Annotated in this window: 21 protein-coding genes; 9 read left to right on the top strand and 12 right to left on the bottom strand. The window is 56.7% G+C overall.

The window, feature by feature from the left end:
* Positions 1-135: 135 nt before the first annotated feature.
* Both fklB and cycA read left to right on the top strand, forming a co-directional pair.
* Complete coding sequence (gene fklB, locus DW56_RS02565; RefSeq protein ID WP_024562013.1) at positions 136-756, top strand: FKBP-type peptidyl-prolyl cis-trans isomerase; 621 nt, start codon at positions 136-138, stop codon at positions 754-756.
* A 289-nt stretch (positions 757-1,045) separates the two neighbouring features.
* On the top strand, positions 1,046-2,458 hold the full coding sequence (gene cycA, locus DW56_RS02570; RefSeq protein ID WP_024553687.1) for a D-serine/D-alanine/glycine transporter: 1,413 nt from the start codon (positions 1,046-1,048) through the stop codon (positions 2,456-2,458).
* Positions 2,459-2,520: 62 nt separating this feature from the next.
* Here cycA and ytfE read toward each other — a convergent pair whose 3' ends face one another.
* Positions 2,521-3,186: an iron-sulfur cluster repair protein YtfE gene (gene ytfE / locus DW56_RS02575; protein WP_024553688.1), complete on the bottom strand. Its 666-nt coding sequence runs from the start codon at positions 3,184-3,186 to the stop codon at positions 2,521-2,523.
* A gap of 242 nt (positions 3,187-3,428) precedes the next feature.
* Here ytfE and DW56_RS02580 point away from each other — a divergent pair, with 242 nt between their 5' ends.
* Positions 3,429-5,096 (top strand): methyl-accepting chemotaxis protein, encoded by a 1,668-nt coding sequence (locus tag DW56_RS02580; protein WP_024553689.1) that lies wholly within the window; start codon positions 3,429-3,431, stop codon positions 5,094-5,096.
* Between the two features lie 15 nt (positions 5,097-5,111).
* On the opposite strand, the gene DW56_RS02585 is transcribed toward DW56_RS02580, so the two are convergent.
* From DW56_RS02585 to DW56_RS02605, 5 genes are all read right to left on the bottom strand, one after another.
* Positions 5,112-6,095, bottom strand: a complete 984-nt coding sequence (locus DW56_RS02585) for a DMT family transporter (protein ID WP_024562012.1) — start codon at positions 6,093-6,095, stop codon at positions 5,112-5,114.
* A gap of 76 nt (positions 6,096-6,171) precedes the next feature.
* The gene (locus DW56_RS02590; RefSeq protein WP_024555298.1) at positions 6,172-6,753 is read right to left on the bottom strand and encodes a DUF1349 domain-containing protein; all 582 of its coding nucleotides are present in this window, start codon (positions 6,751-6,753) and stop codon (positions 6,172-6,174) included.
* Between the two features lie 50 nt (positions 6,754-6,803).
* Positions 6,804-7,628: an AraC family transcriptional regulator gene (locus DW56_RS02595; protein ID WP_024555297.1), complete on the bottom strand. Its 825-nt coding sequence runs from the start codon at positions 7,626-7,628 to the stop codon at positions 6,804-6,806.
* Positions 7,629-7,713: 85 nt separating this feature from the next.
* Entirely contained in the window at positions 7,714-8,085 is a 372-nt protein-coding gene (locus DW56_RS02600) for a lysozyme inhibitor LprI family protein (RefSeq protein WP_024555296.1), read from the bottom strand.
* A gap of 102 nt (positions 8,086-8,187) precedes the next feature.
* Positions 8,188-9,045 carry an SDR family oxidoreductase gene (locus tag DW56_RS02605; RefSeq protein ID WP_024562011.1) on the bottom strand — a complete coding sequence of 286 codons (858 nt, stop codon included), beginning with the start codon at positions 9,043-9,045 and terminating at the stop codon, positions 8,188-8,190.
* Between the two features lie 83 nt (positions 9,046-9,128).
* On the opposite strand from DW56_RS02605, the gene DW56_RS02610 reads away from it, so the two are divergent.
* Complete coding sequence (locus tag DW56_RS02610; protein WP_024551442.1) at positions 9,129-9,533, top strand: winged helix-turn-helix transcriptional regulator; 405 nt, start codon at positions 9,129-9,131, stop codon at positions 9,531-9,533.
* Here the strand turns inward: DW56_RS02610 and DW56_RS02615 are convergent.
* Entirely contained in the window at positions 9,530-11,476 is a 1,947-nt protein-coding gene (locus DW56_RS02615; protein ID WP_024551443.1) for a bifunctional 2',3'-cyclic-nucleotide 2'-phosphodiesterase/3'-nucleotidase, read from the bottom strand. The genes DW56_RS02610 and DW56_RS02615 overlap by 4 nt on opposite strands.
* A gap of 213 nt (positions 11,477-11,689) precedes the next feature.
* Between DW56_RS02615 and cysQ the strand changes: the two genes are divergently transcribed.
* Entirely contained in the window at positions 11,690-12,433 is a 744-nt protein-coding gene (gene cysQ, locus DW56_RS02620) for a 3'(2'),5'-bisphosphate nucleotidase CysQ (protein WP_024551444.1), read from the top strand.
* Here cysQ and DW56_RS02625 read toward each other — a convergent pair.
* A complete protein-coding gene (locus DW56_RS02625) occupies positions 12,423-12,980 on the bottom strand; it encodes a YtfJ family protein (RefSeq protein WP_024551445.1) in 558 nt (185 codons plus the stop codon). The two genes, cysQ and DW56_RS02625, sit on opposite strands and share 11 nt — an antisense overlap.
* A 331-nt stretch (positions 12,981-13,311) precedes the next feature.
* On the opposite strand from DW56_RS02625, the gene DW56_RS02630 reads away from it, so the two are divergent.
* Complete coding sequence (locus tag DW56_RS02630; protein ID WP_024551446.1) at positions 13,312-13,518, top strand: DUF1107 domain-containing protein; 207 nt, start codon at positions 13,312-13,314, stop codon at positions 13,516-13,518.
* Positions 13,519-13,640: 122 nt separating this feature from the next.
* Here DW56_RS02630 and paeA read toward each other — a convergent pair whose 3' ends face one another.
* On the bottom strand, positions 13,641-14,972 hold the full coding sequence (gene paeA, locus DW56_RS02635; protein WP_024551447.1) for a polyamine export protein PaeA: 1,332 nt from the start codon (positions 14,970-14,972) through the stop codon (positions 13,641-13,643).
* A gap of 330 nt (positions 14,973-15,302) precedes the next feature.
* On the bottom strand, positions 15,303-15,941 hold the full coding sequence (msrA, locus tag DW56_RS02640) for a peptide-methionine (S)-S-oxide reductase MsrA (protein ID WP_024551448.1): 639 nt from the start codon (positions 15,939-15,941) through the stop codon (positions 15,303-15,305).
* Positions 15,942-16,164: 223 nt separating this feature from the next.
* Between msrA and tamA the strand changes: the two genes are divergently transcribed.
* From tamA to DW56_RS02655, 3 genes are read left to right on the top strand one after another with little or no spacing between them, the layout of a single operon-like run.
* On the top strand, positions 16,165-17,901 hold the full coding sequence (gene tamA, locus DW56_RS02645) for an autotransporter assembly complex protein TamA (protein ID WP_024551449.1): 1,737 nt from the start codon (positions 16,165-16,167) through the stop codon (positions 17,899-17,901).
* Positions 17,898-21,680: an autotransporter assembly complex protein TamB gene (tamB, locus tag DW56_RS02650; protein ID WP_024551450.1), complete on the top strand. Its 3,783-nt coding sequence runs from the start codon at positions 17,898-17,900 to the stop codon at positions 21,678-21,680. The genes tamA and tamB overlap by 4 nt, the downstream gene beginning before the upstream one ends.
* A 2-nt stretch (positions 21,681-21,682) precedes the next feature.
* Positions 21,683-22,033, top strand: a complete 351-nt coding sequence (locus tag DW56_RS02655; RefSeq protein WP_024551451.1) for a gamma-glutamylcyclotransferase family protein — start codon at positions 21,683-21,685, stop codon at positions 22,031-22,033.
* Positions 22,034-22,066: 33 nt separating this feature from the next.
* Here the strand turns inward: DW56_RS02655 and DW56_RS02660 are convergent, their stop codons facing one another.
* On the bottom strand, positions 22,067-22,261 hold the full coding sequence (locus DW56_RS02660; protein ID WP_024551452.1) for a hypothetical protein: 195 nt from the start codon (positions 22,259-22,261) through the stop codon (positions 22,067-22,069).
* A gap of 143 nt (positions 22,262-22,404) precedes the next feature.
* Positions 22,405-22,935 carry an inorganic diphosphatase gene (gene ppa / locus DW56_RS02665; RefSeq protein WP_024551453.1) on the bottom strand — a complete coding sequence of 177 codons (531 nt, stop codon included), beginning with the start codon at positions 22,933-22,935 and terminating at the stop codon, positions 22,405-22,407.
* Positions 22,936-23,252: the final 317 nt, after the last annotated feature.

Here is a 23,252-nt window from a genome sequence, read left to right on the forward strand (position 1 = left end):
CGTCGTAATGCAGACGTCCGGGCGCTATTGTTTCTGTTTCTCTGTAATTTGTCATCTTTCCGACGGAAAGTTTTACCCTGAGTGGCTGGGCTGCTATGCTGCGCGGAATTTTTTCACTTCATGAAAGGAAAAACCATGACGACCCCTTCTTTTGACACCATCGAGTCGCAAGCAAGTTACGGTATTGGTCTGCAAGTTGGTCAGCAACTGCGTGAATCTGGCCTGGAAGGGCTGATGCCGGAAGCGCTGCTGGCGGGCCTGCGTGACGCGCTGGAAGGGAATCAGCCTGTCGTGCCGGTAGACGTAGTGCACCGCGCGCTGCGTGAAATTCATGAACGCGCCGATGCGGTGCGTCGCGAGCGCCAGAAAGCGCTGGCAGTGGAAGGCGAAAAGTATCTGGAAGAGAACCGCCAGCGTGAAGGCGTGAACAGCACCGAATCCGGTCTGCAATTCCGCGTTATCACCCAGGGCGAAGGTCCGATCCCGTCCCGTAAAGATCACGTTCGCGTGCACTATACCGGCAAGCTTATCGACGGCACCGTGTTCGACAGCTCCGTCGCGCGCGGCGAGCCGGCAGAATTCCCGGTAAGCGGCGTTATCGCCGGCTGGATTGAAGCGCTGACCCTGATGCCGGTCGGTTCGAAGTGGGAGCTGGCTATCCCGTATAACCTCGCCTACGGCGAGCGCGGCGCGGGTGCTTCCATTCCGCCGTTCAGCACGCTGATATTCGAAGTGGAATTGCTGGAAATCCTGTAAAGGAAACCACAACCCCCGCTTCGGCGGGGGTTTTGTTTATAGCAAGACAGAAAAACGCGCGATTATTCTGGCCAGGTAAATAAGCATGGCATTTTTGTGATGCGTTTCGCGGCTTGAAAGTGATTTGACACTCATTTTAAACATATATTTAACATTGCATTTAAAACCCAGTATTCAACCTTCCGGTTCTTACCTAATATCGATGATGTTTTGCGAAAGACATCGTCTCTTCAACGCGTATATAGAGGCCAGCAGAGCCTGAACAACACAACAGGTACAGGAAATAAACATGGTAGATCAGGTTAAAGTCGCCGGGACGACGGCCGCTCCGGAGGAGCAGTCGCTACGGCGCAATCTCACTAACCGCCATATTCAGCTCATTGCCATCGGCGGCGCCATCGGCACCGGGTTGTTTATGGGTTCTGGCAAAACCATCAGCCTCGCGGGGCCGTCGATCATCTTCGTTTATATGATCATCGGCTTTATGCTCTTCTTTGTTATGCGTGCGATGGGCGAGCTGCTGCTTTCCAATCTTGAATATAAATCGTTCAGCGATTTCGCCGCCGATTTGCTTGGCCCCTGGGCGGGCTATTTTACCGGCTGGACTTACTGGTTCTGCTGGGTGGTCACCGGCATGGCGGACGTGGTGGCGATAACCGCCTACGCCCAGTTCTGGTTCCCCGGCCTGTCGGACTGGGTCGCCTCGCTTGCCGTGGTGGTGCTGCTGCTAAGCCTGAACCTCGCCACCGTAAAAATGTTCGGCGAGATGGAGTTCTGGTTCGCGATGATAAAAATCGTCGCTATCGTCGGGCTTATCGTCGTGGGTCTGGTGATGGTGCTGATGCATTTTAAATCGCCGACTGGCGTTGAAGCCTCGTTCACGCATTTGTGGAATGAGGGCGGCTGGTTCCCGAAAGGGCTGAGCGGTTTCTTTGCCGGCTTCCAGATTGCGGTGTTTGCCTTTGTGGGGATTGAACTGGTCGGCACCACGGCGGCGGAAACCAAAGATCCGGAGAAATCGCTGCCGCGCGCCATTAACTCCATTCCGATTCGCATCATCATGTTCTATGTGTTCGCGCTGATTATTATCATGTCAGTGACCCCGTGGAGCTCGGTCGTGCCGACGAAGAGTCCGTTCGTTGAGCTGTTTGTGCTGGTGGGGCTGCCTGCGGCGGCGAGCCTGATTAACTTCGTGGTGCTGACTTCCGCGGCTTCTTCAGCAAACAGCGGCGTCTTCTCCACCAGCCGTATGCTTTACGGCCTGGCGCAGGATGGCGCGGCGCCGAAGGCGTTCGCTAAGCTCTCTAAGCGCGCGGTGCCGGCAAAAGGGCTGACCTTCTCCTGCATCTGCCTGCTGGGCGGCGTGGTTATGCTCTACATTAATCCGAACGTGATTACCGCCTTTACTATGATCACCACCGTATCGGCGATCCTCTTTATGTTCGTCTGGACTATCATCCTTTGCTCGTACCTGGTTTATCGCAAACAGCGCCCGCAACTGCATGAGAAATCCCTCTACAAAATGCCGCTCGGTAAACTGATGTGCTGGGTCTGCATGGCGTTCTTCGTCTTCGTTATCGCATTGCTGACGCTGGAAGACGATACCCGTCAGGCGCTGCTGGTTACGCCGCTGTGGTTTGTGGTGCTGGGCGTCTGCTGGTTATTTATCGGCAAGAAACGTCTGGCGAACTTCCGCAAATAAAAAAAGGGCCCACGTATCGGGCCCGAAGGGTCAAACGAAGAGGCGCTCGATGGGCGCCTTTTTTATTTTTCGCCTGCGAGGGCACGCGGGAAGAGAACGTTATTTTCCAGGCTGATGTGGTTCATCAGGTCATCAATCAGGTCGTTAATGCCGTTATACATGGCGCGCCAGGTCGTGCAGGCTTCCGGCGGCGGCGTCACGTTATTGGTGGTATGTTTGATAACTTCCAGCAGTTCGCCCGCCTCGTCATGCTCGCTTTCCATGACGCTGACCGGCCCCGCCGCATGGCTGCCCATGCCCTGTTTAATCATCGGAAACAGCACGCGCTCTTCTTTCATCATGTGGCTGGAAAGTTCTTCGTGCAGCATGGTCAGGTATTTGGCGAGACCTTTCGGTACGCCAGGCTTGTCGGCATGAACGCGCTCGACTTTGGTGGCCTGCAAAATCAGCTCCGGCAGCTGTTCGCGGTGCCGGTCGTGGTAGCGCACGATGATGTGGTCGATGATTTCCGCCAGCGGCGCGCTATGCCACGCTTTCTCCAGCGGCGTTTCTGAAAGCGAAGCAAGCTCCGCCTCGATGCGCTCCAGATCCAGATTCTGCCGGGTCGCGGCGCGTAGCAGGGTCTGCTTGCCGCCGCAGCAAAAGTCGAGTTCGTATTTACGGAACAAGGCGGAAGCGCGTGGGATAGTAAGTGCTAACTCACCAAGGGGCTGGTCGCGGAAGGCCATAAACGTTACCTCATCAACAGGAATATAAGTTGCATTTTAAATACATCTTTCAGGCGAGGCTATAACCCCTTAGAGGTGGGGGATTAAAATGAGACATGCGTCACAAATATTTTCTGCATTTAACCTGCTGATTGGCATAAAGAAAAAGCAGTTTGCAGAGGTGAACGGCTGGAGGGTTATTAAATAACCGGCTTTGCCTGCCGATAGATACACGTCTGACAACACCTGCAATAAGGCAATTCATGTTTAAACGTATAAAAGTTATAACCCTTTTGATTACCGTTCTGGTCGTTCTGGGGGCGATGCAGCTCATTTCTGCGGGCATCTTTATCAGCGCGCTTAATAACGACAAAGAAAATTTCTCTGTGTCTCAGATCTCCAGCCAGAACGTGGCGGAGTTTACCGACGCCTGGATTAGCCTCAACCAGACGCGCGTTACCCTTAACCGCGGCATGCTGCGTCTGCAAAGCAGCATGGCGAACCAGATCAACGGCGGTCAGCTCAACGAGCTGGTAAAGACGGCCAATAAACTGCTGGCAGAGGCGCAAAGCCATTACGATAAATATTATGCGCTGCCGGAAACACCGGGGATGGACGAGCATCTCGTTGATAATCTCGAAGAACACTACGGCATTTATCACGCCACGCTTGCGCGCATGAACACTTTCCTTGCTCAGGGCAACCTGGAGGAGATGTTCAAACAGAACGCCGAGCAGAAACAGGTCGCTATGCAGAAGGTGTATCGCGAGTGGCGTGCGGCCCAGGCGCAGCTCGCCAGCGCAGGCGTTAAAGACAACGAAAAAGATTACAAACGTATTCTTTGGGTGCTTACCGCCATCATGGTGGTGGTGATAGCGGTGATTGTCGCAAGCTGGATGGCGATGCGCCGGGTGCTGTTAATGCCCCTGCATGATGTTATGGGCCATATCCGCACTATCGCCGCGGGCGACCTGACGCAAACTATCGACGCGCACGGCAAAAACGAAATGGCGCTGCTGGCCCGTAATCTGCACGACATGCAGCAGGCGCTGATCAACACCGTCAGCGCCGTGCGCGACAGCACCGACACTATCTTTACCGGCGCAGGCGAAATTTCCGCGGGCAGCAACGATCTCTCTTCGCGCACCGAGCAACAGGCCGCCTCGCTGGAAGAGACCGCCGCCAGCATGGAACAACTCACGGCGACGGTGAAGCAAAACGCCGATAACGCGCGTCAGGCAACTCAACTGGCGCGCAGCGCCTCGGAAACCGCGCAGAAGGGCGGCAACGTGGTCAGCAGCGTGGTGAAAACCATGGATGAGATCGCGGCGAGTTCCGGCCAGATCGCGCAGATCACGAATGTCATCGACGGTATCGCTTTTCAGACCAATATCCTGGCGTTGAACGCAGCGGTAGAAGCGGCGCGCGCAGGCGAGCAGGGGCGCGGTTTCGCGGTCGTGGCGGGCGAAGTGCGCACGCTGGCGCAACGTAGCGCGCAGGCGGCGAAAGAGATCAAAGCGCTTATCGAAAACTCCGGCAACCGCGTTGACGCAGGCAGCACGCTGGTGCGCGAAGCGGGCGATACCATGAAGGAAATCGTCGGCGCAGTAACGCGCGTAACCGATATCATGGGCGAAATCGCCTCGGCTTCTGATGAGCAGAGCCGCGGCATCGACCAGGTCGGCCAGGCGGTGGCGGAAATGGACAAGGTGACTCAGCAGAACGCCTCGCTGGTGGAAGAGTCCGCAGCGGCAGCGGCGGCGCTTGAAGAGCAGGCGGCGCGTCTTAACGAAGCGGTCGCCGTGTTTAAATTACGCCGTCAGGCAGCAGCAACAGGCGAAATGAAAACCGCGCTCAAAACGCCGCTTGCGGCGCCCGTGTTGAAAGCCAGGCCGGCAGGCCCGGCTGACAGTAACTGGGAAACCTTCTGATGATAACGCGCCGCTTTATGCGGCGCGTTTATTTTCCCCGGCGGCGGCTGGCGCAAGCGAAGGCTTTTCCGGTCGCGCCCGCACAGCCATGATGACGCCGCCTGACAGCAGCGCGATGCCCGCCAGCGTGATCAGCGGCGGCATGCTTTGTCGCAGCAGGAAGGTATAGAGCAGCCCGGCCAGCGTTTCAAAAACAATCAGCGGCCCGAGGATCACCGTCGGCAGACGCTGGCTCGCCTGGTTCCAGCAAAGCGCGCCAATCCACGAGCAGCACACCGCAATAGCCACCATCAGGATGATAAAAATCCCCGGACGCGGCCCGAAAGGCAACGTGAAGTCAGGCTGGGCCGCATTCAGCCAGAAGCAGGCGCCGACATAACCCGCCAGCGACACCGGCAGCGTAACCAGCGCCTGAGCCGTGGCCCACATCATCGGATGCTTGTCGGGGTTTTCGCGCAGCCAGCGCGCGTTACGCAGCGCATACCACGCCCAGCAGCCTACGGAAACCAGCGCCAGCATAATGCCGCTAAGGTAACGCCAGAGGCTAAAATCGGGCAGGCCGCGGTTCAGTTCGGCAATATTGACAAAGACCAGGCCAAAAGCGGTGCAAATGAGCGCAGGCGCCATACGCCGCCATGGCAGTTTTCCGTCACGCTGGCTGTAAAGCAGGTTGGCGAAAACCGGGATCACCACCGGCAGCGTGCCGATTATCATCGTTGAAACCGGCGCGCCGGTGCGCTGGATAGCGCTTGCAAGACAGACGTAATAAATCAGGTTGCCCATCATGGTCAGCGCCAGAGCCGTTAGCCAGTCCTGGCGGGAGAGTTGCTTCAGCCGCCTGCGCCCAAGCCAGGCGACAGGCAGCGCAATCAGCCCGAGCGCCAGATAGCGTCCCATTGATTGCAGCGCCGCCGGGTATTCCGGCACGATAAGCGGCCCGACAAAAATCAATCCCCAGAAAAGCCCCGCCACGAGGGCATACACTACGCCTGTTAACATCGAAACCTCGCTTTTTTCCACTGCCTTTCAGCATAGGAAAGGGCCAGGCTGGCGTATTGTATGAAATTGCGCATTCTCAGCTGAGATCGTGCAGCGCTTTTTGCAGCGGTTCGCTGAGCCGCATCTCGCTGAAGGTGACGTTTAACCCGCCGCGTTGCGGGGAGCAGCACATCGCGCCGACAAAATAACGCGCCGCTTCAGGGAAAGGGCACAGGCGCAGCAACGGCCAGGTCTGGCCATCGGCGGAATATTGCAACCGCAGCGCCCCTTTCAGGTGGGTCAGGCGCAACCAGAAATGGTTTTGCCGCGCCGGGAAAATGCCGGTAGCCCAGTCGGAATGCAGGTTTGTCAGCACGCTGCCTATCATCGGCGCATCGTCGTTATATTCAATACCCGCCTTAAGCCAGCGCTGTTCGTCGATAAGCAACATCAGCCCGGCCTGGTCGTACAGCGTGGTGAAATCGCCTTCGACGCGCAGTTGAAAAGTGAAGTCGCCGCTCACCTCCACGCCATAGACATGGCCGGAGTGGCGCTGAAAGCCATACCAGGTGTTTTGCCAGAAGTCAGTTTCCTGGCTGGTGGTTGCCTGCAACACGCCGTTATGTAGCGACCACTGCTGCGGCGCATTCAGCCAGCGCCAGCTTTCCGCCTGTTCCATATCTGCTCCCCGCCCAAAGATGTGCCTGAAGTATAGCGGGGAAGCGCGTCTCAGCGCGCCACCTGTTTCTGGTAGCGCACCGGCGTAATGCCGTAGCGGCGGGTAAACGTGCGGGTGAGGTGTGACTGATCGACAAGGCCGGTCGCCGCCGCGACTTCTGCCGCTGGCATGCCCAGCGCAAGGAACTGCTTGGCGCGCCACAGGCGAATGGCCATCAACATTTGATGGGGCGTGACGGAAAAGCGCGCCCGGAACTGGCGCTGGAAATGATACGGGCTCAGCGCCGCCACGTCCGCCAGCGCGTCCAGCGTTAATGGCTGCATATAGTTATCGTGCAGATAGTCGCGCACCCGATCAAAGCGTTGCTGCCCCTGCGGCGCGCCGGGCGGCGCATGCCGGGCATAGGGGCGAAAAGCGTCGATAAGCTCAAGCAGCAGCCCTTGCCAGGCGAGCGGGTCCGGCTGCGCCCAGAGCTGATGGATAAGCTGTCCGACCTGGCGAGAGCGCTGCGGATCATGGCGCTCGACCTCGCCAAACCACCAGTTTTTCTCGCCGGTGAGCTGTTCAATAAGCTGCGGCTCCAGATAAATCATCCGGTAACGCCAGCCCTCTTCGGTTGCCGCCTCGCCGGTATGCAGTTCATCCGGGTTCATGGTGACAAGCGAATTTACCGCCGCTACGTGCTGCGCGCCGCGATAGCGAAACCGCTCCGCGCCAAGCTCAACGGTGCCGATACCGAAGGCTTCATGGGTATGCGGTTCAAAGGCGTAGCGGGCGATATGGGCGTGATAAAGCTCAACGCCCGGCAGTTGCGGCAGTTGCCGGAAGCGGGCGCGGTCTTTTTCATCGGGAAAATGTTCAGGTACGCCTTGCACGGTGGCCCTCCGCTAAGGGTGAGGCTTCATTATAAGAACAAGCCGCAAAGGCGCCACCGTTATTAACGTTTATTTAACGTTTCGGTTACTCAACGCGGGAGAGATTAGCGTTGTCGCAGCCTGCGTTGCGGCATTCGCGCTCAATGCTTTTCAGCAATGCAATACGGGAGGCCATTTTTTCATTTACGCAGCCCAGCAGCAGGGTGGAGCCTTCCGCACACGCCTGATCGCGGGTTTTGAGCCAGGCAATCTGCGCTTTTTTCACAATGGGTTTTTGCGCAGGCGTCAGCGCATCCATCGTGTTTTTGTACTGCTGGTTTAAATCACGATCGCTTTGCACCATTTCCAGCGCGGCGCAGTAGGTTATGTCGTAGGCGCTGCGCGGGTTTTCGCAGCTCATCGACCAGGCGGCGGAGCTGCCAAGCAGCAGAGAAAAAGCGATAAGGCGTGCCTTCATGAAACGTTCCTTTTATAAGCCACAGGCTTGAATCATCAATGAGAGCGCGCATTGTATACGGCAGGCTGAAAGCGCGCAGCCTGCCAGAATTAACTTTCTGAATTAGTTAGCCGCAAGCAGATCGCGCACGCTTTCGGCAAGGGGAGTGGCAGGGCGGCCAATCAGCGCGCTGAGCTGGCGGCTGTCGTCAAAAAGCCCGCCTTTCGATGCGCCCGCATCCGAGTTGGCAAGCAGCGCGGCAAGCGGCTCCGGCAGGCCGGCGCCCAGCAGCGCGGCTTTGAAATCCGCTTCGCTCAGGTTCTGGTAAACCACCGGTTTGCCGCTCTGCTGGCTTAACAGCGCGCTCAGATCGGCAAGCGTCCAGGCCTCGTCGCCCGCCAGCTCATAAACGTTGCCTGCCTGGTTATCCAGCGTCAGCACGCGGGCGGCCGCTTCGGCGTAGTCCGCACGGGTTGCCGAGGCAATTTTCCCGTCTCCGGCGCTGCCGATAAATACGCCGTGCTCCAGCGCGGGCGGCACGCTCGCCAGATAGTTCTCGGTATACCAGCCGTTACGCAGCAGCGCGAACGGAATACCCGACTCCGTGAGCATACGCTCGGTAGCGACATGCTCTTGCGCCAGACCCAGCGGCGAGCGGTCGGCGTGCAGCAGGCTGGTATAAGCGATGAAGCCGACGCCCGCCGCTTTTGCCGCCTCGATAACATTGCGGTGCTGCGCCGTGCGCTGCCCCACTTCGCTTGAGGAGATCAGCAGCAATTTTTTCACGCCAGAGAGCGCTGCGGTCAGCGCCGTGGCGTCGCCGTAATCGGCTCGCCTCACCTGTACTCCTTTTGCCGTAAGGTCGGCCGCTTTCGCCGGGTCGCGCGCGATGGCGACAATCTGTTCTGCCGCCACGGTTTTCAGTAAAGCGTCGATAACAAGATGACCAAGCTGGCCGGTAGCGCCGGTAATGGCAATCATGGTTTATTCCTTCATGTTGAGTGACTGTTGTGGCACACTATCACCCAAACTAACTTTTAGTAAGTACGTACAAAAAGGTAAGTATGAAAAAAACGACGCTTCCTGCAAGCCTGAGCGACCAGATGCGCAGCGGCAATCTTTTCGCCGAGCAGTGCCCTTCGCGCGACGTGCTTAAACATGTCACCAGCCGTTGGGGCGTGCTTATCCTTGTGGCGCTTCGTGAAGGCACCCACCGCTTCAGCGACCTGCGGCGTAAAGTGGGCGGCGTAAGCGAGAAGATGCTGGCGCAGACGCTGCAATGGCTGGAGAGCGACGGCTTCGTTAACCGTAAGTCGTTTCCGGTCGTACCGCCGCATGTGGAATACAGCCTGACGCCGCTTGGGCTGGAAGTGAGTGAAAAGGTGGCGGCGCTGGCCGACTGGATAGAGCTGAATCTGCCGCAGGTGATGGCGTCCCGCCCTACGGAGCAGGACGCCAGTACAGATTAATGCGCGGTTAAATCAAGCTGATAAAGCGCGAAGCCAATATCATCGCTGCCCACGTGCCGCATGGGATACTGCGCTTTCTCGTTGATAAAGGCAGCCGCTTTTTCTGAAGGCGAGGTTTCAAAGCGGATGTCGGGCTTGTTAGCGCTGTGAATGGGCGCGAGCCGCCAGTTGTTGTCCGCCGCCGGGTGAATTTCGCCTGCGCGTTTGGTTTCCGCGCTGATCCACGCCGCCAGCACCGCGCGGTTTTCATCCGGCGAGGCGAAGGCGATGTGGCTGTCGCCCGTTCCCGCAAACTTGCCGCCGTAGGCGCGGTAGTTGTTGGTGGCGACAAGGAACGTTGCGTTGGGGTCGATGGGTTTGCCGTTGAAGGTGAGATCTTTAATACGCTCCGCGCCTTTGTTCATAAGCTGGCATTCGCCGTCGTATCTGGCGGGTTGCGTCACGTCTATCTGATACTTCACGCCATCAATCACGTCGAAGTTATAGGTACGAAATCCATCCCAGTTGATAAGCGGCTGCGGTTTCGTGCTGTTGACGTCAATCTGGTTAAACTGCCCGGCGGAACACTCCAGCCACTCTTTCACTTCCGCGCCCGTCGCTTTCACCACCACCAGCGTATTGGGATAGAGGTAAAGATCGGCGGCATTACGGAAGGTCAGTTGGCCTTTTTCCACTTCGACGAAGCTTGCCGGGTCGTTCTTGCGCCCGCCCGCTTTAAACGGCGCAGCGGCGGAGAGCACCGGTAAATCCGCCAGGTTTGGGTCGCCCTGAATAAAGTGTTTTACGTAAGCGAGCTGGGCGTTGTTGACCACCTGCACCGTTGGGTCGTCCTGCACCAGCGAAAGGTAGCTGTACATGTTATCGGCGGATTTCCCGATGGGCTGGCTGACAAATTCCCGCGTGGCGTCATGGTCCGCCTTCAGCACCTTCACCAGGTTTGCGTCTTCCGCCGCCAGCGACTTCTTCGCCGCCGCGTCGTAAACAGGCCGCGCCTGCGCTTTGCCCTGCGTAACCTGCCATTTGCCGCCGTCGTTGTTAAGCGTTAAATCCACCACGCCCAGGTGATCGCCCCACATGCCCGGCATGACCGCAGGCACGCCGTTGAGCGTGCCTTTTTCTATGTCGGCGCCTTTAATCGCGGCGAAATCTTTGCCCGGAAAGACAGCGTGCGCGTGGCCGAACAGAATGGCGTCTACGCCCGGCACCTGGCTTAAGTAGTAGACCGAGTTTTCCGCCATCGCTTTATAAGGTTCGGCGGCGAGGCCGGAATGCGCCACCACAACCACCAGATCGGCGCCTTTCGCGCGCATTTCCGGCACATACTGGCGCGCCGTTTCGGTAATGTCATTCACCGTGACTTTGCCGCTCAGGTTAGCTTTATCCCAGGTCATGATTTGCGGCGGCACAAAGCCGATATAGCCAATCTTCAGCGTGTGGGCTTTGCCTTCTTTATCTTTAACTTCAGTCTTCTGGATAAGATAGGGCGTGAAGAGCGGCTTATGGGTTTTTGCATCGATAATATTGGCGTTAACGTAGGGGAACTTCGCCCCCGCCAGCGCCTTATGCAAATAATCCAGCCCGTAGTTAAATTCGTGGTTGCCCAGGTTGCCGACGGCGTAGTTCAGCGTATTCAGCGCCTTATAAACCGGATGCACATCGCCTTTGTTCAGCCCCTTCGCCGCCATGTAATCGCCAAGCGGGCTGCCCTGAATAAGGTCGCCGTTATCCACCAGCACGCTGTTGGCCGCTTCTGCGCGCGCAGCGCTGATAAGGCTTGCGGTACGCACCAGCCCGAACTTTTCAGTCGGCGCGTCTTTGTAGTAGTCGAAGTCCATCATGTTGCTGTGCAGATCGGTGGTTTCCAGAATGCGTAACTCCACCGTGGCGGCGTGAGCGCTGGCGGCAACCAGCGTGGCGAGCAGCGTTGCACTAAACTTAATCATCATGCAGGTCCTTTTTTAAGAGCAGAGCCACAAAAGTTTATGTATCTATCTTCTGTTGCTTACAAAAGTGTGAATCCTGACAGAAAAAAATGCCCGGAACCGGGGAACGCTTCACAGATAGCGCAAACTGCATCGTGTGATATAAAAATCATATCGATAAAACAATGTGTTAATCTGCGCAGATGCACTGTCGCGACACAAAAGAGGTGGACGATGTTAGAGAAAATTTGCCAACTGGCGCGCGAAGCGGGGAGCGCCATCATGGACGTCTACGAAGGGAAAAAGCCGCTTGAGGCCACCAGTAAATCCGATGATTCCCCGGTGACGGCGGCGGACATTGCCGCGCATAAAATTATCGCCGACGGGCTTCAGGCGCTAACGCCGGACATCCCGCTGCTTTCTGAAGAAGATCCGCCAGGCTGGGAGGTTCGTCAGCGCTGGCAGCGCTACTGGCTGGTAGACCCGCTTGACGGCACCAAAGAGTTTCTCAAGCGCAACGGCGAGTTTACCGTGAATATCGCGCTGATTGAAAACGGTAAGCCAGTGCTTGGCGTGGTGTACGCACCAGTGCTGAACGTGATGTACAGCGCCGCGGAAGGCAAGGCGTGGAAAGAAGAGTGCGGGGTGCGCAACCCTATTCATATTCGCGACGCCCGCCCGCCGCTGGTGGTCATCAGCCGCTCTCACGGCAACAACGAAGAGCTGAAGGAATACCTGCAACAGCTGGGCGAGCATCAAACCACATCGATCGGTTCGTCGCTGAAATTTTGCCTGGTGGCGGAAGGGCAGGCCCAGCTTTATCCGCGCTTCGGACCGACGAATATCTGGGATACGGCCGCCGGCCACGCGGTAGCGGTAGCGGCCGGGGCGCACGTGCACGACTGGCAGGGCAAAACGCTGGACTATACGCCGCGCGAATCTTTCCTGAACCCCGCCTTTCGCGTCTCTATTTACTGAGCAACTTATGCAGCAGGTCCATTACCTGCTGCACTTCCTGCTGCGTCAGCGCGCCATCTTTCGCAAACTGAATGCGTCCTTCTTTATCCAGCACCACGACCGCCGAGCTTTCTGACTCCAGCTGCCAGGCTTTGGCCACTATGCCGTTGCTGTCGACAATAAACTGCGACCAGGGGTAGAGCTTTTTATTATCTTCAAGGCTGCTGCGCACAAACATGGCGGAGCCGGGGATGGCGTCGTCGGTATTAACGATAGTGGTGGTCTGGTAAACGTCATGCGGCAGATTTGCCGCTTTGATGGCCTCCACCAGCGCCGCGTTTTTCTCTTTTGCAGAAACGCGCCCGGCAATATGTTGCACCACTCGCACTTTTCCAGAAAGCTGCGCGCTGTTCCAGTTTTTGTAGCTAAACTTGTCATTACTGTACAGCAGCTCGCCCCGGTCGCTGATGCCGACAGGCGCTACGCGCTGGTTCTTCTCGAAGTTGTGTGCCGAAGCCATCAGAGGCAGCAGCAGGCAGGTAAGCGCCAGTGTTCCGCGCAGGGTCATACTTGATTCCTTATCTTTGTGGTTTGCAGGTGATCGGACCACTTGGTCCCGGCCCGTTAAGCATAAACGCTCCCGGCCGCCTTTACCCGCAACAGAAATGCCAGTTTTGCGGGCTAAGCCACATATCCTAAGAAAAAAGTATGGTTGTTCTGCACTTTTAAAGGTTATGAAAAGATAATTCTGAAAGATTGTAATAAAAGCGTAAATAAGACCGGGTAAAGTGCGCATCAATGAGCTTCTGGTCTATAGTTTTCTGGCAACAAAATTTGCGCCTTAACTATGTCGGGCCGAATGTGGACCGCAGGGGCGTATGATTACGCAGGAGAGAACAATGAAAATTTTCCAACGTTACAACCCGCTTCAGGTGGCGAAGTACGTGAAGATCCTGTTTCGTGGACGGTTGTACATCAAGGATGTTGGCGCTTTCGAGTTCGATAAGGGCAAAATCCTGGTCCCGAAAGTGAAGGACAAGCAGCATTTATCGGTTATGTCCGAAGTAAACCGTCAGGTTATACGTCTCCAGACTGAGATGGCTTAACGAAAAGGTTGTGCATGCAGTGCAGTAAAACAAACGGCCCCCGATGGGGCCGTTGATGTTTCTGGCGGCAGGCCACGATAAGCGCGGACAAAAGAAAAGGGCGGCCAGGCCGCCCTTAATCATTAAGCCGCCGATTGCTCATCCGGCAGCTTTGGCGCAAGCGTCGTAGGCTTGCTGTCGATACGGGTCACCAGCAGCTGGTCGATGCGATAGTTATCAATATCCACCACTTCGAACTTATAACCGGAATATTTCACTGAGTCGGTGCGTTTGGGGATCTTTCGCAGCATAAACATCATGAAGCCGCCGATGGTTTCATAGTTGCCGGACTGCGGGAACTCGTCGATATCCAGTACGCGCATGACGTCGTCAATGGGCGTGCCGCCGTCGATAAGCCAGGAGTTTTCGTCGCGGGCGACAATCTGCTCCTCCAGCCCCTGACCCACCAGGTCGCCCATCAGCGTGGTCATTACGTCGTTAAGCGTAATCAGGCCCACAACCAGAGCATACTCGTTCATGATAACCGCGAAATCTTCGCCCGCGGTTTTAAAGCTTTCCAGCGCTTCGGAGAGCGTCAGCGTATCAGGCACAATCAGCGTATTGCGGATTTGCACGCCGCTGGTGAGCGCAAGGCTCTGGTTAGCCAGCACGCGGTTGAGCAGATCTTTGGAGTCAACGTAGCCGATAATGTGGTCGATATCCTGATTGCACACCAGAAATTTGGAGTGCGGATGCTCGGCCACCTTGTTCTTCAGGCTCTGTTCATCTTCATGCAGATCGAACCAGACGATGTTTTCGCGCGACGTCATGGAAGACGGCACGGTACGCGACTCCAGCTCAAACACGTTCTCAATCAGCTCATGTTCCTGCTTACGCAGCACCCCGGCCAGCGCGCCTGCTTCCACCACCGCATAAATATCGTCGGAGGTGATGTCGTCTTTACGCACCATCGGCAGTTTGAAGATGCGGAAGATAACGTTCGCCATGCCGTTAAAGAACCAGACCAGCGGGCGGAAGATAAACAGGCAGAAGCGCATCGGGTTGATGATGCGCAAAGCCACGGCTTCGGGCGCAATCATACCGATGCGTTTCGGCGTCAGGTCAGCAAACAGAATGAACAGGCTGGTGACGAGCGTAAAGGAGAGGATAAAGCTGACCTGCTCGGCCGCTTCCGGTGACATAAAGTTGATCAGCATGCCGTAAAACGCCGGGGAAAACGCCGCGTCGCCGACGATACCGCCCAGAATAGCGACAGCGTTAAGGCCTATCTGCACCACGGTAAAGAAGGTGCCGGGGTTTTCCTGCATTTTCAGGATGCGTTGCGCGTTAATGTTGCCTTCATCGGCCATCAGCTTGAGCTTGATTTTGCGGGAAGCGGCCAGCGAAATCTCAGAAAGCGAGAAGAACGAACTGACGCCGATCAGACAAAGTATTATCAAGATACTGTTTAACATATCTTATCCAGTCATTGACCGGATCCTCGGAAGGGAAGTGGATTTGGGTTGAGTAAAACACAGGTGAATGCTGTCTCGTAGCGTGTGAGTCCAGCAAATTCAACGGCTAGTATAGCGTAAGCCCCAATAAGGCTGCCAGTGGGCGAAAGTGGGTACGCCAATTGATGATAAGCATTCTCATTTAAATAATGTTCGCCGCGCCAACTATAACCAACTCCGGGTGAACGTGACAGAAAGAAATGAACATTTTTCATTCAGTGTTCAGCGCGAAACGTAAAAGCCATGCAGAAGGCAGAAAGAAAAGGCAGCTTAACGCTGCCTTTTTGCGCGTTACGCCTGAGCAGGCAAACAAACGCCGATGCCGCCAATGCCGCAATAGCCATACGGATTTTTATGCAGATACTGCTGATGATCGTCCTCTGCATAGTAAAACGGCGTGGCGTTAGCTATCTCGGTAGTAATATGACGATGGTCGCCTGCCGCTTCCATCGCCGCCTGGAAACGCTTAATGCTTTCATGCGCCGCCGCATCCTGCTCCGGCGTTAATGGATAGATCGCCGAACGGTACTGGCTGCCGATATCATTCCCCTGACGCATGCCCTGCGCCGGATCGTGATTTTCCCAGAACACGTGCAGCAATTGTTCATAGCTGACCACTTTCGGGTCATACACCACGCGTACCGCTTCCGCATGGCCTGTTCGGCCGCTACACACTTCGCGATAAGTCGGATTAGGTGTATAGCCACCGGTATACCCTGCCGCAGTACTATAGACGCCCGGCAACTGCCAGAAGAGGCGTTCCACGCCCCAGAAGCAGCCCATGGCAAACAACGCTATCTCCATACCGTCCGGTACATTGGTCATAGAATGGCCGTTAACGGCGTGCAGCGTCGCGACCGGCATGGGTGTATTACGTCCCGGTAACGCCTCGGACTGAGTAACCAGCTGTTTCTTATCAAAAATACTCATAATGAGGGCCTCCAGGTATGGGATGGAAGAGCAAAAGCGGCGCGGCGGTTGTCACGAAGCGACTCTTTGCTCACAATAAATCTGGTGAATACGACTAGATTAAACATAAGAAATATTTGGGGTGTCGTCGCTTTTTCAACTCCATTATTGGAGATTTGTTAAGCCGCGGAGCGGCACTAAAGTTTCCTGACAGGGGTGGAAACAAGGCTATTCAGGAGAAATTGTGCCACGAATCCGTATGTTATGCTGCGCCAGCCTGCTGCTGGCGGGCGGAGCCGTTGACGCTGCCAGCGTCCGGCTCCAGGTAGAAGGGCTGAGCGGGGAGCTGCAAAAAAACGTCCGCGCCCAACTGTCCACCATTGAAAGCGATGAAGTGACACCAGACCGGCGTTTTCGCGCACGCGTGGATGACGCCATTCGCGAAGGGCTGAAAGCGCTAGGCTATTACGAACCGAAAATTGATTTTACGCTGCGTCCGCCGCCGGCGAATGGCGGCAGACAAGTCTTGATCGCCCGCGTTTCGCCGGGCGAGCCGGTGCGCGTCGGCGGCACGAATGTCATTTTGCGCGGCGGCGCGCGAAATGATGAAGAGTACCTTTCTTTATTAAAAAAGCGCCCGGCCATTGGCACCGTGCTTAACCACGACGATTACGATAGCTTCAAAAAGGGGCTGACCAGCGTGGCGCTGCGCCGGGGCTACTTCGACAGCGAGTACAAAAAAAGCCAGCTCGGGATCTCGCTTGAGCGCCACCAGGCGTTCTGGGACATCGACTACGACAGCGGCGAACGCTACCGTTTCGGCGAAGTGACCTTCGCCAATTCACAAATCCGCGAAGAATATCTGCAAAACCTCGTCCCTTTTAAAGAGGGCGAATATTACCACTCAAGCGACGTAGGCGAGCTGAGCCGCCGTCTCTCCGCCACCGGCTGGTTTAACTCCGTGGTGGTGGCGCCGGAGTTTGAAAAATCCCGACAGACGAAGGTGCTGCCGCTGCGCGCCGTGGTATCGCCGCGCACCGAGAACACCATTGAAACCGGCGTGGGGTACTCCACCGACGTCGGCCCGCGGGTAAAAGCGACCTGGCGCAAGCCATGGATTAACTCTTACGGCCACAGTTTCACCACGACCGCCAGCGTCTCAGCGCCGGAACAGCAGCTTGATTTCAGCTACAAAGTGCCGCTTCTGAAAAACCCGCTGGAGCAATATTATCTGGTGCAGGGCGGCTTCAAGCGTACCGATCTTAACGACACCGAAGCGGATTCCACCACGCTTGCGGTTTCCCGCTACTGGGATCTCTCCAGCGGCTGGCAGCGCGCCATCAACCTGCGCTGGAGCCTTGACCACTTTACGCAGGCAAACGTCACCAATACCACCATGCTGCTCTACCCGGGCGTGATGATAAGCCGCACCCGTTCGCGCGGCGGCCTGATGCCGACCTGGGGCGATTCACAGCGCTATTCCATTGACTACTCCGACACCGCATGGGGTTCGGATGTCGATTTCGTGGTGTTGCAGGCGCAAAACGTCTGGATCCGCACGCTCTATGACAAGCATCGTTTTGTGGCGCGCGGCAATCTTGGCTGGATCGAGACTAACGATTTCGAACGCGTGCCGCCGGATCTGCGTTTCTTCGCGGGCGGCGACCGCAGCATTCGCGGCTACAAATACAAATCCATCTCGCCGAAAGATGACGACGGCAAGCTGACCGGCGCGTCGAAGCTCGCCACCGGATCGCTGGAATACCAGTACAACGTAACCGGTAAATGGTGGGGCGCGGCGTTTATCGATTCCGGCGAAGCGGTGAACGACATCAAACAAAGCAACTTCAAGACCGGCGCGGGCGTCGGGGTGCGCTGGCAGTCGCCGGTCGGCCCCATCAAGCTCGATTTCGCCGTGCCGGTTGGCGATAAAGAGGAGCACGGTTTGCAGTTTTACATCGGTCTGGGGCCTGAATTATGAGTCGTTGGAAGAAAATCAGCCTCGCCGTGCTGGTCTTTGTTTTATTACTGCTGGGCACAGTGGCGTTTCTGGTGGGCACCACGACGGGTTTGCATCTATTGTTTAACGCTGCGAACCGCTGGGTGCCAGGCCTTGAGATAGGCAGCGTGACGGGCGGCTGGCGCAATCTGACGCTTAAAAACGTGCGCTACGAGCAGCCGGGCGTAAACGTCGCCGCAGGGGAACTGCATCTGGCGGTGAAGCTCGCCTGTCTGCGTGACAGCAGCCTGTGTGTGAACGACCTGTCGCTCAAAGAGATCAACGTCGTGGTCGACACCAAAAAAATGCCGCCCGCAGCGCAAGCCGAGGAAGAAGACAGCGGGCCGCTTAACCTCTCAACGCCTTATCCCATCACGCTTTCGCGTGTGGCCCTCAATAACGTCAACATTAAAATCGACGATACCACCGTTTCGGTAATGGACTTTACCTCCGGGCTAAGCTGGAAAGATCGCGACCTGACGCTGATGCCCACTTCGCTGCAAGGGCTGCTTATCGCGCTGCCGAAGGTAGCGGAAGTGGCGCAGGAAGAGGTGGTGGAGCCGAAGATTGATAAGCCGCGCCCGGAGGAGAAACCGCTTGGCGAAACGCTACGCGACCTTTTCTCAAAACCGGTGCTGCCGGAGATGACCGATGTGCATCTGCCGCTCAACCTCACGATTGAGGAATTTCGCGGCGAACAGCTGCGCCTGACGGGCGATACGGACATTACCGTGCGCAATATGCTGCTGAAAGTGAGCAGCGTCGACGGGTTGACGAAGCTCGATGCGCTGGATATTGATTCCAACCAGGGCACCGTGAACGCCACCGGCACCGCAGAGCTGCGCAACAGCTGGCCGGTAGACATTACGCTTAACAGCACGCTGAATGTGGAGCCGCTTAAAGGCGAGAAAGTGAAGCTGAAGCTTGGCGGCGCGCTGCGCGAACAGCTGGAGCTTGGCGTCAACCTCTCCGGCCCGCTTGATGCGGTGCTGCGCGCCCAGACGCGGCTTGCCGAACCGGGGTTGCCGCTAAACCTCGATCTCACCAGCGAACGGCTTTCCTGGCCGTTGACCGGCCCTGAGCAGTACCAGGCGGATGACATCAAGCTGAAATTCACCGGCAAGATGACGGACTACACGCTCTCGTTCCGCACCGCCGTGCGCGGCGAGCAGCTGCCGCCCGCCACCATTACGCTTGACGGCAAGGGCAACGAACAGCAAATCAATATCGATAAACTGGACGTGGCGGCGTTGCAGGGCCATACCACGCTAAAAGCGCTGCTCGACTGGCGACAGGCCATCAGCTGGCGCGGTGAACTGGCGCTCAACGGCATTAATACCGCGAAGCAGTACCCGGACTGGCCTTCGAAGCTGGATGGCCTGATGAAGCTGCGCGGCAGTTACTATGGCAGCAGCTGGCAGCTTGATGTGCCAGAGCTGAAGCTTGCCGGCAACGTGAAGCAAAATAAAGTGAACGTTGAAGGCAAGCTTAAGGGCAACAGCTATATGCAGTGGACCATTCCGGGCCTGCATCTGGCGCTTGGCCGCAATAAAGCGGACGTAAAAGGGGAGCTGGGCGTAAAAGCGCTGGCGCTGGACGCCAACATCGACGCGCCGGGTCTCGATAATGCGCTACCGGGTCTGGGCGGTACGGCGAAGGGCGTTGTGAAGATTCGCGGCAACGTAGAAGCGCCGCAGGTGCAGGCGGATGTGACCGCTCGCGGCCTGCGCTGGCAGGAACTCTCTGTCGCCGATGCGCGTTTGCAGGGCGACATTACCTCTACCGATCAGATAGCGGGTAATCTCGATTTACGCGTAGAGCGGCTGGTGCAGGGCGATATCAATATGCGCCTGATTACGCTGAACGCGAAAGGCAGTGAAAAAGCGCATCAGCTCCAGTTGCGCGCGCAGGGGCAGCCCGTTTCCGGTCAGCTTGATCTGCGCGGCAGCTTCGATCGCAAGACCACCCGCTGGCGCGGCACGCTGGATAACACCCGTTTTGAAACGCCGGTTGGGCCATGGTCGCTGACGCGCGCCATCGCGCTGGATTACCGCGGCGAAGAGCAGAAAGTCAGCATTGGACCGCACTGCTGGGCGAACCCGAATGCCGAGCTGTGCGTGCCGCAAACGGTAGATGCAGGCGCCGCCGGGCATGCGGTTGTTAACCTTAACCGCTTCGATCTCGCTATGCTCAAGCCGTTTATGCCGCAAGCGACCCAGGCAAGCGGCACCTTCAGCGGCAACGCGGATGTTAGCTGGGATACCACCAAAGAAGGGTTGCCGCAGGGCAAGGTGCAGCTGGCGGGCCGGGGCGTACGCGTAACGCAAATCGTTAATGACAATGCGCTGCCGGTCGCTTTCGACACGCTCAACCTGAGCGCGGAGCTGCGTAACAACCGCGCCGAACTCAACTGGCTGATTCGCCTGGTTAACAATGGCCAGTTTGATGGACAGGTGCAGATAAGCGACCCGCAGAACCGTCGAAACCTGGCGGGGAATGTGAACATTCGCAACTTCTCGCTGGCGATCGCCAACCCGGCGTTTTCCCGCGGTGAAAAAGCCGCGGGTACGCTGAACGCCAGTTTACGGCTTGCCGGTAACGCTGAACGTCCCCAGCTCTTCGGCCAGATGCAGCTTAACGGCGTGGATATCGAAGGGAATTTTATGCCGTTCGATATGCAGCCAAGCCAGCTGGCGATGAACTTCAATGGCATGAGCTCGACCTTGCAGGGCGTGGTGCGCACGCAGCAGGGCGAGATTGCCCTGAACGGCAACGCCGACTGGAGCCAGCTTGATAACTGGCGGGCGCGCATCGCCGCGAAAGGCAGCCGGGTGCGCATCACGGTGCCGCCGATGGTACGGCTGGACGTTTCGCCGGACGTCGTACTGGAGGCAACGCCGAACCTGATTACGCTTGACGGCAGCGCCGACGTGCCCTGGGCGCGTATCGTCGTGAAAGATCTACCGGAAAGCGCGGTCGGCGTCTCGAAAGATGAAGTGATGCTCGATGAAAATCTAAAACCGGAAAAAGACCCGAGCGCATCCATTCCAATTAATAGTAATCTGACCGTCCACGTAGGTAACAACGTGCGGATAGATGCTTTTGGGCTGAAGGCGCGGCTGACGGGCGACCTGAAGGTCGGCCAGGATAAACAGGGGCTGGGGCTTAACGGTCAGATCAACATTCCGGACGGCGAAGGACGTTTCCACGCTTATGGCCAGGATTTGATTGTGCGCAAAGGGGAGATCCTCTTCGCCGGCCCGCCAGACCAGCCGGTATTTAACATCGAAGCTATCCGTAACCCGGATTCCACCGAGAACGACGTCACTGCGGGCGTGAAAGTCACCGGCACGCCGGATGCGCCAAAAGTTGAAGTCTTCTCTGACCCGGCTATGTCCCAGCAAGAAGCGCTCTCTTATCTGCTTCGGGGACAAGGGCTTGAGAGCAATCAGAGCGACAGCGAAGCGATGACTTCCATGCTGATCGGTCTGGGGGTTGCACAAAGTGGGCAGGTTGTGGGTAAAATCGGCGAGACGTTTGGCGTGAAGAATCTGGCGCTGGATACCGAAGGGGTGGGCGATTCGTCCCAGGTGGTGGTCAGCGGCTATGTACTGCCGGGTCTACAGGTGAAGTATGGCGTGGGTATTTTCGACTCGCTGGCAACGCTCACGCTGCGCTACCGCCTTATGCCTAAGCTATATCTGGAAGCGGTGTCTGGCGTAGATCAGGCACTTGATTTGCTCTATCAGTTTGAGTTTTAGCAATGCGAATATTTGTCTACGGCAGTTTACGACGCAAACAAGGCAACAGCCACTGGATGACCAACGCCCAGTGGCTGGGCGACTACGACATCGACAATTACCAGCTCTACAGTCTTGGCCACTACCCAGGGGCGGTGCCAGGCGAAGGAACGGTAACGGGGGAAGTCTATCGCATTGACGCCACGACGCTTTCCGAACTGGATGCCCTGCGCACCAGCGGCGGCGAATACAAACGGCAGTTGATCCAGACGCCGTACGGCAGCGCCTGGATGTATGTTTACCAGCGCCCGGTCGAAGGCTTAAGGCGTATCGACAGCGGCAACTGGCTGGATCGTGACAAAGAAATAAAATAATTTGCGCTCGCGCGTTGCGCGGCCTGGGTATAGTCAGTAAGTCTTAATTAAAAAGCCACTCTTGCGAGTGGCTTTTTGCTTTCTGCCAGGCACGCTTTCGTCACGCAGCCCCGGACGAAACACGTTGACCGTTGCAGGCAACCGCTGCGCCTGCTCCTGCATTGACTGCGCCGCCACGGCGAAGCTTCGCCCTTCGCTGCCGGCGCGGGCCGCTTCCAGAATAAACATGATCGGCTTAACAGGTGGAGCCGGAAGGGATTTACTGAATCGTGAGAGTTTTATGAAGCGCGCGGATCGCTGTAAAAAGCGGCGGAGGAGCGGAGAAACAAACACACCGCCCGCAGGCGGTGTGCAGCAGAACGCGGGAAGAATTACTTCTTCGCAGCGCGTTCGAAAGAGGTGCGGATCTCTTCTTTTGCGGCTTCGGCGTCAGCCCAGCCATCCACTTTAACCCACTTGCCTTTTTCCAGATCTTTGTAGTGCTCGAAGAAGTGAGCAATCTGCGCTTTCAGCAGTTCCGGCAGGTCATTCACATCTTTAATGTGATCGTATTCTTTAGAGAGCTTGGTGTGCGGTACGGCAACCAGCTTCGCATCTTCGCCCGCTTCGTCGGTCATTTTCAGTACGCCAACCGGACGGCAGCGGATCACGGAACCCGGCTGCAACGGATACGGCGTCGGGACCAGCACGTCAACCGGGTCGCCATCCAGGGAAAGGGTGTTATTGATGTAGCCGTAGTTGCACGGATAGAACATGGCGGTGGACATAAAACGGTCAACGAACAGCGCGCCGCTCTCTTTATCCACTTCGTATTTGATAGGGTCGGCATTCGCCGGGATTTCAATAACAACGTAGATGTCTTCCGGCAGATCTTTGCCCGCAGGTACGTTCAGTAAGCTCATGTCTGTTTCCTTAAAAATGTATGGCAAACAAGTGCCCGGTATTATAGCCAGGTGGAAGTAAATGTCTTTGCCTGTTTTCGAAGACCAGGCGCAGCGGGGCGATTTTAAGACCTTTCAGGCGCCCGGAAAATCCATAAAGCCAGCCGCTTTCTTAATAAATTTATGTAACCGCTTACAAAGCAGGTTCAGGACAGATTTATTGTTCCTAAAAAGCCCTTCGTAGCATCTGGTGCGGCAGCCGCGCCAGAGCTAGTCCTGCGTCACCTTTTGTCACTCACGGGATTTAACGTTTTCGTTACTTTTTTGAATTGTGATGT

This window comes from Franconibacter helveticus LMG 23732 (assembly GCF_000463115.2).
In the GTDB taxonomy this organism is placed as follows: Bacteria; Pseudomonadota; Gammaproteobacteria; order Enterobacterales; family Enterobacteriaceae; genus Franconibacter; species Franconibacter helveticus.

What these genes read in the sequence shown, in the direction of transcription:
- fklB (WP_024562013.1), top strand. Translation starts at nt 136, where the DNA reads ATGACGACCCCTTCTTTTGACACCATCGAGTCGCAAGCAAGTTACGGT.
- cycA (WP_024553687.1), top strand. Translation starts at nt 1,046, where the DNA reads ATGGTAGATCAGGTTAAAGTCGCCGGGACGACGGCCGCTCCGGAGGAG.
- ytfE (WP_024553688.1), bottom strand. Translation starts at nt 3,186, where the DNA reads ATGGCCTTCCGCGACCAGCCCCTTGGTGAGTTAGCACTTACTATCCCA.
- DW56_RS02580 (WP_024553689.1), top strand. Translation starts at nt 3,429, where the DNA reads ATGTTTAAACGTATAAAAGTTATAACCCTTTTGATTACCGTTCTGGTC.
- DW56_RS02585 (WP_024562012.1), bottom strand. Translation starts at nt 6,095, where the DNA reads ATGTTAACAGGCGTAGTGTATGCCCTCGTGGCGGGGCTTTTCTGGGGA.
- DW56_RS02590 (WP_024555298.1), bottom strand. Translation starts at nt 6,753, where the DNA reads ATGGAACAGGCGGAAAGCTGGCGCTGGCTGAATGCGCCGCAGCAGTGG.
- DW56_RS02600 (WP_024555296.1), bottom strand. Translation starts at nt 8,085, where the DNA reads ATGAAGGCACGCCTTATCGCTTTTTCTCTGCTGCTTGGCAGCTCCGCC.
- DW56_RS02605 (WP_024562011.1), bottom strand. Translation starts at nt 9,045, where the DNA reads ATGATTGCCATTACCGGCGCTACCGGCCAGCTTGGTCATCTTGTTATC.
- DW56_RS02610 (WP_024551442.1), top strand. Translation starts at nt 9,129, where the DNA reads ATGAAAAAAACGACGCTTCCTGCAAGCCTGAGCGACCAGATGCGCAGC.
- DW56_RS02615 (WP_024551443.1), bottom strand. Translation starts at nt 11,476, where the DNA reads ATGATTAAGTTTAGTGCAACGCTGCTCGCCACGCTGGTTGCCGCCAGC.
- cysQ (WP_024551444.1), top strand. Translation starts at nt 11,690, where the DNA reads ATGTTAGAGAAAATTTGCCAACTGGCGCGCGAAGCGGGGAGCGCCATC.
- DW56_RS02625 (WP_024551445.1), bottom strand. Translation starts at nt 12,980, where the DNA reads ATGACCCTGCGCGGAACACTGGCGCTTACCTGCCTGCTGCTGCCTCTG.
- DW56_RS02630 (WP_024551446.1), top strand. Translation starts at nt 13,312, where the DNA reads ATGAAAATTTTCCAACGTTACAACCCGCTTCAGGTGGCGAAGTACGTG.
- paeA (WP_024551447.1), bottom strand. Translation starts at nt 14,972, where the DNA reads ATGTTAAACAGTATCTTGATAATACTTTGTCTGATCGGCGTCAGTTCG.
- msrA (WP_024551448.1), bottom strand. Translation starts at nt 15,941, where the DNA reads ATGAGTATTTTTGATAAGAAACAGCTGGTTACTCAGTCCGAGGCGTTA.
- tamB (WP_024551450.1), top strand. Translation starts at nt 17,898, where the DNA reads ATGAGTCGTTGGAAGAAAATCAGCCTCGCCGTGCTGGTCTTTGTTTTA.
- DW56_RS02655 (WP_024551451.1), top strand. Translation starts at nt 21,683, where the DNA reads ATGCGAATATTTGTCTACGGCAGTTTACGACGCAAACAAGGCAACAGC.
- DW56_RS02660 (WP_024551452.1), bottom strand. Translation starts at nt 22,261, where the DNA reads ATGTTTATTCTGGAAGCGGCCCGCGCCGGCAGCGAAGGGCGAAGCTTC.
- ppa (WP_024551453.1), bottom strand. Translation starts at nt 22,935, where the DNA reads ATGAGCTTACTGAACGTACCTGCGGGCAAAGATCTGCCGGAAGACATC.